Below are 9,733 nucleotides of genomic sequence, written 5' to 3'. Positions count from 1 at the left end.
GGGCGTGATGGCCGGCGATCAGTTCACCCAGATCGCCAACGCCCTCTTTAGGGACGGCCGTCTGTCCTACAAGGCGAAGGGGCTCTTCGGATACATCAGCACCCATCAGGACGGCTGGCAGGTGACCGTGGCCGGGCTTGTCCGGTGCGGTCCTGATGGCCGGGACGCGGTGCGCACCGGGCTGAAGGAGCTGGAGAGGCACGGCTACCTGGTCCGTGAACGCCTCCGGCGTAGCGATGGCACCCTCGGCGAGATCGTGTACTCGATCACTGACCGCCCCGCGTTCGTCGACGCCGTCTTGGCGGACGCCGCCGCAGCAGTGGACGCACCGTCGCCGCGCATGGGTGGCGGGAGCGGCTGCGGTATGGGCGTCCGCCGCGGGGTGATGGCGGGGGATCAGTTCACGCAGATTGCCAACGGCCTGTTCCGCCACGAGCGCCTGTCGTTTAAGGCGAAGGGCCTGTTCGGGCTGATCAGCACGCACCGTGAGGGCTGGCGGATGACGGTGGCGGACCTTGCCCGCTGCGGCCGTGACGGCGTCGATGCGGTGACGACCGGTTTGCAGGAGCTTGCGCGCCACGGCTTCCTGCAGCGGGAGCGCGACCGTCACCCGGACGGCACTCTGGGCGCGGCGACGTACGTCATCACAGATCTGCCAGCCTGGCAACGGTGCGCGTCACGACCAGATTCGGGAAATCCAGGACTGGATAACCCTACGTTGGCTCAACCCCCAACAAAGAACACCATCGTTAAGAAGACCAACCAGCAGAACACCAGTCCCCTCCCTCCGTGCCCCCGCGGTGAGCCCACGCCGGGCGTGACGGCTGCACCGCCGGAGGGGAGGGGCCGGTGGGCGCCGGATGACCCTGGCACGCGGCTGCTGCTGTCGATTGGCTCCGCTCACCCCGAACTGCTCCTGCAGGAAAAGGCCCTGCACGACCAGGGCCGGGTGGTCACCGCGATGCTGGAGGCCGGCTGGAGCACCGAACAGCTGCGCCACATCATCACCAGCCGGCCGCTGCCGGAACGTATCCGCACTTCCGTCGGCGCGATCGTCGCTGCCCGCCTGCGCTCCGCCCAGCTCTACCCGCCCCCAGCCACCGCCACCGTTGCCGGCAGCACCGGCCGCCATGAGGCGGCTGCGTGGACCGTGCAGTCCCCAACGCCGTCCGCTGCCGACCGCACCGTCGATGAGGCGATCGCCTACCGGGCGCTGGTGGAGTGCTCCGGTTGCGGCAGACCCGGCACCGCCCCCAGTGAGGACCTATGCCCGGCTTGCCTGGGCTGGCCGCTGTGCCGCACCTGCCCCGGACCGACTCCCCGGCGGGCTCACCCCGACGGGGACGGCTGCTGCTCGACCTGCGCCTCCGCCCTGACCGTGACCGGCCTTCTGGAAGCGAGCCCGTCATGACCAACACGCCCCGCACGCCACCGCAGACAGCGCCCGGGCAGCCGCCGCGTCCATTCGCCCGTCAGCCGCGATGCTGGGAGGAAGAACAGTGCCGTGTGCTGCGACGAGGTCACGTCTGCCCCGGCGCGGGATGCGCCAGCCTGTGTGAGCCCGCGCTCGTGGTGGAGGGCACCGGCTGGGGGTGGTTTGCCTGGACGGTGCCCGATGACGGCACACTCCCCCAACTCCCGCAGCAGGTCGGTGTGGTTACCCGGGATGCGACGCTGTTGCAGCGGTTGGCCTTGGGCTGGCTGACCCGCCGTCCCGCCACCCGGATCGCCCTGACCACCCATGGCTCTGCGTCGCTGCGGTTTTCCGCGATGACCATGGCGGCTATCAGCCTCTTCGCTGCCCTGTACGCGGTGCTGAGCAGCAGCCCTGTCGTCCTCGTGCTGCCGGTGGTGCTGCTTCCCCCGGTGCTCACCGAGCGCCTTGCTGACCAGCTCGACGACCGGGTCGCACGGCATGTACGCAGTGCTGATGACGCCGCCGCCTGCCGCTGCCTGCAGCGGCTTGCCGCACTGCACACCCGTGTCCTACAGGCTGCCGTCGCCAGCGACGCTAAGCGGCTACGCCGCTCGGCCGAGACGGGCCACCGCCTCCTGTGGGACGCTGCCGACCTGCTCCAGACAGCTGACACCACGTCCGCCTTGGCCCGGCTCATCGGCACCGCGGCTGATGGCCCAGCTCGCCGACCAAGTCACCCAGCCCCTCAACCCTGCTGCTGCCGCAGCGCGGGCGAGCCCGCACGAGCGCCACCAGCCGCATGACGGGCCAGCCCGCTGGGCCCGCTCCCGCCCGCCTTCGAACCCGCGGCCCCACCAACTCATCAACCCGCGCCTACAACTTCACCGCTGAAGGGAGCCCACCCCATGCCCCAGAGCCAGACCGACGCTCTGGCCCGCACCACGGACACCTATCTCCTCTTCGCGCACGAGCCGTACTACCCCGGCCCCGGCACCCAGGAGATCAACACCACCGTGGTCGCCGCCGACACCCTGCTCCATCCCCAGGTGCGACAGCCCGATGGCGCACGGATCCATGAACGCCTCACCCGGTCACGCACACCGGGCGAGATCATCCCGCTCTCCACGCTCACCCATGAACTGGGCGGCGGTTCTGGCTGGCCGCAGGTGGGCGACTGGGAGACGGTCACCACCGACCTCGTGCACCTCGTCCGCGCAGGTGAGTGCGACGCCCTCAGCCTCGGTCTGCCCGAGATCGGGCGCGCCCTCCTTTGCACCGGCCCGAACAGCCACGTCCGCCTCTTCGCCCCTGCGGCTGGCCAAGTCATCGCCTATGGACCGCAGGAGCGCGCCGCCGTCCTTGCCGAGGTCGACAAGTTCCTCACAGGGCTTGTTGCTGAGCAGGCCTTCTGGCCGGGCGACGACCTGCTCCCGCCGGTCTTCCGGCAGCCGTAGGATCCAGCACCCCTCGCAGGCGAGGCATGCGTCCGGGACCGGCTTGCGCTGTCCGTTTCTGCCGGAACATCCCCGCGTTGCCAGATAGCACTGATCGGCATTGTCAGTTCATCTGCCGGACGACTCGAAGAGGCCCACCGAGGTGCTCTGCGTGAGGTTCTCGAGGATCGTGCGTACCCACGAGCTGCGCACGGCTGACAGCCGGACCAACGTGTGCTGGAACGTTCCCCCGTCGGCCCAGCCATGCCAAGATCATCTCAGTTGCCCTAGTATCCGATCCACAGAGATGGAGCAACGTTGAGGGGCGATCATGATAACGGCAGCACGCACGGCGGCAGTCGTGCTGGCCACTTGGGCCACGCTGATCTTGCTCCTGCTTGCGCCGTCGTCCTTGCCAGAGCATTGGCGCTACTACATCTACTCTCCAGCGAGCGTGGGCCTCTGGCTGCTGGCCATGGTTGTCGCCCCTGGCGTGGCCTGCATTGTGAAATGGCCATGGATCAAGTCGGGCGGCCGATGAACCTCGGCCTGGCTACGAGCCCGCCGCCTATCCCTTAACGCCTGATCATCAATTACGGGACGCACCGGGGGAGCGGCACCTACGTCGTGTGGCGGGAGGGCGTCGACGGCCTTCATGCGGGCGCCGGCCTACGTGGTTGGGGCGAAGGCATTGAAGTGCGCCTGCGGGTGGTCGATGGACAGGTCGGGCCGCCAGGCTGTGAGGATCTGGGCGCTGCATACGAACAGGCCGTCGGGGAGCTGATCGAGCGGATGCCATGCCCAGTCGCCGACGCTCTCGTCCGGTTGCGTGACCGGCTGCCCTTGCCAGGCGTGGACGAGCGCGCCGACGGTGACCCGCAGGACTCCTTCGACGTGGTCCACGAGCGTGCCCAGGAGCCGCACGCCGGCGGTCCGAGCGACCAGACCCGTCTCCTCGGCGAGTTCGCGGACGACCGCGTCCTCGAAGGATTCCCCGGCCTCTACGCTGCCGCCCGGCAGTTCGAGGGTGCCGCGGCGGTGCTGGCCCAGCAGGATGCCCTGCCTGCTGAGCAGGATCGCGCCGACGCCGACGGCCGCGTGGGCGGCCGGCGCTCGGGTGCTACGAGGCCGACTGGAGACGCGCGCCGGCCGGCCGGGAAGGCGCCGGGCGCGGATGAGCTGCTGGATGACCGCGGCGCTCTCGTCGGGGTCTGGATACAGGTCGATGGCTTCGACGCGGAAACCGTACTCAGTGAGTAGGTCCTCCCACAGTTGCGGTGCCAGGACCCACATCTGAGTCGGCAGGGGCGGGTCGTCCCGCAGCAGGATCGTCTGCTCTCGTGGCGCCACTTCCATGGATGGGCCGCAGCCGTGCAGGTCGGTGTGCAGGAGCGAGAGGATCAGCGGGGCGCCGGGGCGAAGGCCGTCGCGCAGTGCCGGCAGCGAGCGGTGTGGGTCGATGAAGGCGAGCGTCCCGATCGCGTACGCGGCGTCGAACGGCTCGGCTCCGGCCAGGTGCTCGGTCACGTCGGCTTGGATGAACTCCACGCCGTCCACGTCCGCGTGGGCGCCGACGGCGCGCTCGTGCTGGGTCGGGGACAGTTCGACGGCGGTGACGCGCGCCCCGTGCGCCTGAGCGAGATGGACGGCGTGGTGGCCGGCTCCGGAGCCGATGTCCAGGACACGGCGGCCGGTGACGTCGCCGAGGACTTCTGCTCCTGGTCCGATCCCTTCCCAGGGCGTCCAGCCGAGTCGTTCGGGGACGGGTGGGGTGTAGGCACGGGTCAGTTGGCGCTGGCCGTAGATCTGCCAGGCCCGGGCGTTGGTGTCCTCGGCGGGCACAGTTGCCTCCTGGTGGGCGGGTGTTGAGGGGTCAGGTGTGCGTGATCAGGTAGGCGGGGCCTTCGCCGCGCCGGGCTCGTTCGACGGCGTCGAGGCGGGCGAAGGCGCGTGGCGCCATCAGCTCCTGCCAGGTCGCGAGGTCGTGGATGGCCCACATGTCGTGTTCTGCGGGATCGAGCCGGATGCGGCCGAACTGCTCGCCGGTCTGCAGCGGGTCCTCGCCCGGGGCGTCCAGGGTCCCGCCCGGGAGCTGCCAGAGTCTGGTGCCGTAGACCGAGCGGAGCTGGACCGGCCGGTCATGCTCGTCGCGCATGTACAGGCAGCCGTACACCGTGTGGTGGGGGGGCTGCGCGTACTCCTCGGCTGTCATCGGCATGGGGCGGCCGGGCAGGGCGGTGGTCGAATGCGAGGGTGAGAACGCCGAGGGCTTCCTTGGCCGGCGGGTAGATGCTGCGGAGGTTGGCGAGCAGTCCGCTGGGCGGCCCGTCCGGGTCGATCAGCGCGGCGTCCTCCGAGCGGAGCAGGTCCTTGAAGGAGGGGTACCAGGTAATGCGCTGCACGCGGACGTCGAGTTCGCGCCCGGTATCCCGATCGTGGAAGACGACTGCGTCACCGACGCTGATGTCGCGCTTGTGAGGAGTGGCCACCCTTACTTCGATCGTCTTGCGCCCTGCTTCCACTTGGCGGTAGTACTGCCCGAGCAGGTGCATGTGGTGCTCGCGCGGCTCGTCTCCGGCCGCCGGGCTGGGGAGGGCTGGGAGCGTCTGCCGGGTGTCGTCGGGCATACATGCCTCCGTTCGATGCTTGGCGACCGTCGCGGTCGTGGGGGCGCGACTGGTCATGGAGCGGTGGACGCGCTTCTGTGTCTGCGGATCGGGGTGAGTGGCGAGGAGGTGGATGAGGCTGCCGGCGCGCTAGGGCAGTTCGATCGGTCCGTAGCGCGCGTGCGGGTCATGCCGCATCAGTGCGGCGTACTGGTCCGCTACTGAGAAGTGCCAGAACTCGGTCCCATAGTTGGTAAAACCTGCGCCTTCCATGGCGTTGAGCAGCAGCGTGCGATGGTGGCGCGCGTGATTGCTGAGGTTGGGAGCGTGTGTGAAGCAGGCACCGCTGCTCTCCTCCGGGGTGGCATTGACGCGGGTGCCGAGATCGAGTTCGTGGCCGTCCTGGTCGACGAGGGTCACGTCCACGGCCGCGCCCGCTGAGTGAGGCGCGATGTCCGGCGGAGACACGTACCGGCCGGCGGCCTGATCCAGTTGCTCAGCTGTCCAGCCTGGCTGAGCGGCGGCCAACTTGTCCCGATACTCGTCGAAGTAGCGCTGCTGGAGGGAAAGCGGCCGGTAGCCCTCGATGAACAGTAGGTCGGTGCCGGCGGGCAGGAGCGAGCGGGCGTGCTGTAGCCGGGACAGGAGGCCTTCGCGAACGTGAGCGAAGGCGCCCAGCGGATCCTGCTTGCGGGGATCGACACGGAAGTCGTGGTCTCGGACGTCGACGAGCGGCTCTTCGCACTCGAGCACCGGGATCGCGGCGACTCGCGGATCCGACATCAACACCAAAGGGTCCATCGAGTCTTCCTGTGACATCTTGCACGGCGGTGGCGGGGCGGGGGAGGCAGAGGTCAGATCGGTCTCGCGAATAATTCGCGCGACGGTGTCCTGCAGCGTGCTGTCGGCCGGGATCACGGTCTCCAGAGCGCCGGGCAGGAGGTCCATCTCGCGGTACCAGGAGGTGAGGTGGCTGTCGGTGACCTGCGCCAGGTACGCGGCGTCCGCCTTCGACGCGTGCCGGACCAGCGTCGCCTCCAGCGGCACGTCCAGGTAGTAGCAGCGGGAGATGCCGCGGTGGTCACGGACCAGAGATGTGATCATGTGGCTGTAGCGGTCGGCGTACAGGATCCCTTCGAGCACCACGTGAAAGCCGGCGTTCAGTGCTTCGCGTGCGATCCTGCCCAGCAGGGCGATGTTGGCGCCGCGCGCAGTGTCGTGTTCCCTGAGCACGTTGCGGCGGATCACGTCCTGGCCCACGATCGCGACACCGCGGCCGTAGTGATCTCGCAGTCTCTGGGCCACGCTTGACTTGCCTGACGCCGAGTTGCCGCGGATCACCACGAGGCGGGTGTCCGCACGTCCGGTCGCGGTCGCGGGCGACACGCGACGGTGTGCGCGGTTCGTGGTGCCGGTCATGCGGGCCAGCCCGTCTCGCTGTACAGCTCCCCGTTTTGGATCTTGCTGATGGCCAGCCGGGTGTAGGCGACGAGGTTGTCGGGGAGCGCGGCAGGGTCCCAGAATTTCCACTCGGTGCACTTGTCTGGCTCGCGCAGCTGCGGCTCGCCGCTCCAGGCGCGGGCGCGGAAGAACAGGCCCATGCGGGGCTGGTCTTCGGGCTTGTCGATGTGGTGGACGACGTGGACGAGTTCGACGTCCTGGCGCTCGATGCGCAGGCAGGCTTCTTCGTGCGCCTCCCGGATCAGGCAGGCGATGGCGTTCTCCTGCTCGCAATGGCCGGCCAGGGCGTGCCAGGTGGACGGCGCGAACTGGGAGTTGGGGTGGCGCAGCCCGAGCAGTACTGTCCCGTCGGGGCGCTCCAGGTAGAGGTGGACGCCGATGACGTGAGGGACCGTGGCGTCCGGCGAAGGCGGGCGAGGCTTCTCGGGCGAGGGGAGCCCGGGCGGTGCGGTGCTGGCTGGGCGGCTGGCGTGGCGTCGTACGAGGTCGCTGGTGGTGTCGGCGATCCGGAGGCGGTGGAGGTCGTGCGGAGCGAACCAGGACAGCATCACCCCTTCCGTCAGGCGGAGTTCGCGCGGTTCGCCGTTCCAGCGGCCCGCGTAGATGGCGATGGGCACGACCGCGCCGGCGTCGTCGCAGGCGTACTCGGTGCCGAACGGGGTCAGATTGGCGATATCGAGGCCGGCTTCCTCGGCCAGTTCGCGCCGCACCGTGTGTTCCAGGGTGGCGTCCTGGGGCTCTCGGCCGCCGCCCAGCAGGGACCACATGCCCGGCTCCCAGATCTCGCCGGGAAAGTAGTCGCGCAGGTGGAGCAGGTACTCGCCACGGTCGTTGTAGATCAGTGCGGAGGCGTTGGTCGTCTCCGGTTCGACCTGGAGCGGGAGCCTTTGGAGCTTCTCGCGCAGGGATGGGGAGGCCGTCTTGTCCACGGGCCGCCACTCGATGCCGCCGACCTCCTCTTCCTGCAGCATTACGTCGACCTCGTTCGCGGTGTGCAGGCGGAAGAGGAACCGGAGGTCGAAGTGGTGGTGGCCCGGTTCGTCTTTGCCTGGGTTGGCGTCGATGTCGTGGATGTCGATGTCGAGCGGCACCGTCTCGTAGCCGGGCCACGGCGTGACGGCCTGGGACGGGATCCCGGTCTCGTCGTGCAGCTCCCGCAGCGCCGCTGCTGGTAGGGAATGGTCCGAGGGCTCGGTGTGTCCGCCAGGTGCGAGGACCTTTCCGCTCGCCAGGTGCAGTACGTGCAGGACGCGGCCGAGTGGGTCGATGACGATTGCGGCGCAGGTGACGTGGCCGGTGAACGTGGAGCGGCGTGTGATCTCGTCGCCGTTCCGGTTGAGGGCATCCAGTAGTCCGCCGAGCTGTTCGCGCTCGTGAGGGTGGCGGGCGAGGTAAGCATCGATGGTGGTGCGGATGTGCTCGTGCGACAACGGCATGGGGCTACCTCACAGGGCGTGGAGCGGGTGGAGTCGGCGCGGGGTGGGCGGGTCGGTTCAGCTCAGCCGCACCCCCTCGGCAGGGATCGCATCGACGGCGGCGGTGCGAGCGATGGGCAGCCCCCACCGCTTGCGTGCCGTTTCCGTCGCGAGCTGGGCTTGCCGCGCTCCCGGTGGGCCCCACCCAGCAGCGCGACTGCCTGGCCGGGCGTGGCGAGTAGGCGGGCGAAGGGGTGGCCGGTGGCGGGGTCGACGGCCTCCGGGCCGATGGCGGTGACCCGGGCGGCCAGGCGGAGCCTCGCGTTGGGCCCTACGCCGCCGTAGACCTCGCCCGTTTCGTCCAGCAACCAGCCCAGTCGTATCGGACAGGCCAGGGTGAGCTGGGCCTCCTCGGCGGCTTCGCGGTGCAGGGTGTCCTCGGGAGTCGCGTGGGTCGTTTCCAGGGTGCCGCCGGGCAGCATTGGCAGTGCGCCCCGCGGGCCGGGGTCGGCCACGACGACGATCCGGCCGTCGGGGGACGAAACACCATGCCCAGGCTTGCTGCACGGGCAGCCCCTCGGGTACGGGATCACGGTGAAGAGGGCTGTCCCACAAGGGCCGGTAGCGGACGTGGACGTCATGGCGATCCAGCGCTGGGACGTCGAGGGTGTGCCGGCCGTCGGCCAGGTGAGCGGTCGCGGTGTTCCCGAGCCTGGCGCGGTAGGCGGTAACCATGATCTGAGCGTCCATCGGGCGCAGCCTCTGCACCGCGTCCCGGGTCTCCAGGAAGGCGTGCGCGGAGAGTTTCTCGTGCGGCAGGCGGATCGCCTGCACCTGGTCGGGGGTGAGGGTTCCGCCGTCGAAGACGAACCGGACCTCGCCAGGGCAGGGCGTGCCGGGCTGAAGGTCGGGGTGGTGCGGGGAGAGGGAGTGGACGGCGAGGACGGCCGACAGGGTCAGATTCAGGCCCAGTTCCTCGGTGATCTCGTGCCGACAGGTGAGGTGGGGGTGCTCGCCGGCTTCGACCACGCCCCGGGCAGCAGCCATGACTCGTCCTTGCGGTAGGTGGGATGCACCAGCAGGACACGGCCGACCTCGTCGGTGATGATCGCGGCGGCCCCCATCCACGCCGCATGCCGGGATGCGGCGTACTGCGCCCATGGCACAGTGGCGCGCGGTGTGACGTGACCTGAAGGGAAGAGGGGAGAGGGCATGTATCCCTGCCTTTCGCGACGGTGGACGGACGAGCCGCGGCACGGAGGAGCCAGTGGTGGCCAGGAGGCACCGTCGTTCATCCGGCGTCGCAGCTCCCAGGGTTGGTGGGGCGGGCATCGCTGCCGGGCACGATCGGCCAGTCCACGGTGATGCGGATGTGCTTCTTGGCGAACACGTGCGGTTCGT

Annotated in this window: 10 protein-coding genes; 4 read left to right on the top strand and 6 right to left on the bottom strand. The window is 69.5% G+C overall.

Annotated elements, in window-relative coordinates; translation table 11 throughout:
• The first annotated feature begins 7 nt into the window (after positions 1 to 7).
• The 3 genes from ACFUO4_RS38950 to ACFUO4_RS38940 all read left to right on the top strand — a co-directional run bounded on the left by ACFUO4_RS38950 (position 8) and on the right by ACFUO4_RS38940 (position 2,871).
• Positions 8 to 1,411: a hypothetical protein gene (locus tag ACFUO4_RS38950; protein WP_383494090.1), complete on the top strand. Its 1,404-nt coding sequence runs from the start codon at positions 8 to 10 to the stop codon at positions 1,409 to 1,411.
• Entirely contained in the window at positions 1,408 to 2,220 is an 813-nt protein-coding gene (locus ACFUO4_RS38945; protein ID WP_383494087.1) for a hypothetical protein, read from the top strand. The genes ACFUO4_RS38950 and ACFUO4_RS38945 overlap by 4 nt, the downstream gene beginning before the upstream one ends.
• Before the next feature lie 102 nt (positions 2,221 to 2,322).
• Positions 2,323 to 2,871, top strand: coding sequence for a hypothetical protein (locus tag ACFUO4_RS38940; protein ID WP_383494084.1), 549 nt, complete (start codon positions 2,323 to 2,325; stop codon positions 2,869 to 2,871).
• Between the two features lie 648 nt (positions 2,872 to 3,519).
• Here the strand turns inward: ACFUO4_RS38940 and ACFUO4_RS38935 are convergent.
• The 6 genes from ACFUO4_RS38935 to ACFUO4_RS38910 form a co-directional block, all read right to left on the bottom strand.
• Positions 3,520 to 4,692 (bottom strand): NUDIX domain-containing protein, encoded by a 1,173-nt coding sequence (locus ACFUO4_RS38935; RefSeq protein ID WP_383494081.1) that lies wholly within the window; start codon positions 4,690 to 4,692, stop codon positions 3,520 to 3,522.
• Between the two features lie 31 nt (positions 4,693 to 4,723).
• Positions 4,724 to 5,005 carry a hypothetical protein gene (locus ACFUO4_RS38930; RefSeq protein WP_383494078.1) on the bottom strand — a complete coding sequence of 94 codons (282 nt, stop codon included), beginning with the start codon at positions 5,003 to 5,005 and terminating at the stop codon, positions 4,724 to 4,726.
• Positions 4,989 to 5,477 carry an RNA-binding protein gene (locus ACFUO4_RS38925; RefSeq protein ID WP_383494075.1) on the bottom strand — a complete coding sequence of 163 codons (489 nt, stop codon included), beginning with the start codon at positions 5,475 to 5,477 and terminating at the stop codon, positions 4,989 to 4,991. The genes ACFUO4_RS38930 and ACFUO4_RS38925 overlap by 17 nt, the downstream gene beginning before the upstream one ends.
• A gap of 129 nt (positions 5,478 to 5,606) precedes the next feature.
• The gene (locus ACFUO4_RS38920) at positions 5,607 to 6,875 is read right to left on the bottom strand and encodes a M15 family metallopeptidase (protein WP_383494072.1); all 1,269 of its coding nucleotides are present in this window, start codon (positions 6,873 to 6,875) and stop codon (positions 5,607 to 5,609) included.
• On the bottom strand, positions 6,872 to 8,353 hold the full coding sequence (locus tag ACFUO4_RS38915) for an NUDIX domain-containing protein (RefSeq protein WP_383494069.1): 1,482 nt from the start codon (positions 8,351 to 8,353) through the stop codon (positions 6,872 to 6,874). Before ACFUO4_RS38915 ends, ACFUO4_RS38920 begins: the two co-directional genes overlap by 4 nt.
• 62 nt (positions 8,354 to 8,415) lie before the next feature.
• The gene (locus tag ACFUO4_RS38910; protein WP_383494066.1) at positions 8,416 to 8,847 is read right to left on the bottom strand and encodes a hypothetical protein; all 432 of its coding nucleotides are present in this window, start codon (positions 8,845 to 8,847) and stop codon (positions 8,416 to 8,418) included.
• Between the two features lie 124 nt (positions 8,848 to 8,971).
• Here ACFUO4_RS38910 and ACFUO4_RS38905 point away from each other — a divergent pair, with 124 nt between their 5' ends.
• On the top strand, positions 8,972 to 9,397 hold the full coding sequence (locus tag ACFUO4_RS38905; protein ID WP_383494063.1) for a hypothetical protein: 426 nt from the start codon (positions 8,972 to 8,974) through the stop codon (positions 9,395 to 9,397).
• Positions 9,398 to 9,733: the final 336 nt, after the last annotated feature.

The sequence above is a fragment of the Streptomyces sp. NPDC057280 genome (genome assembly GCF_042668605.1).
GTDB lineage: Bacteria > Actinomycetota > Actinomycetes > Streptomycetales > Streptomycetaceae > Streptomyces.
This window is presented reverse-complemented; position numbering and strand designations above follow the sequence as displayed.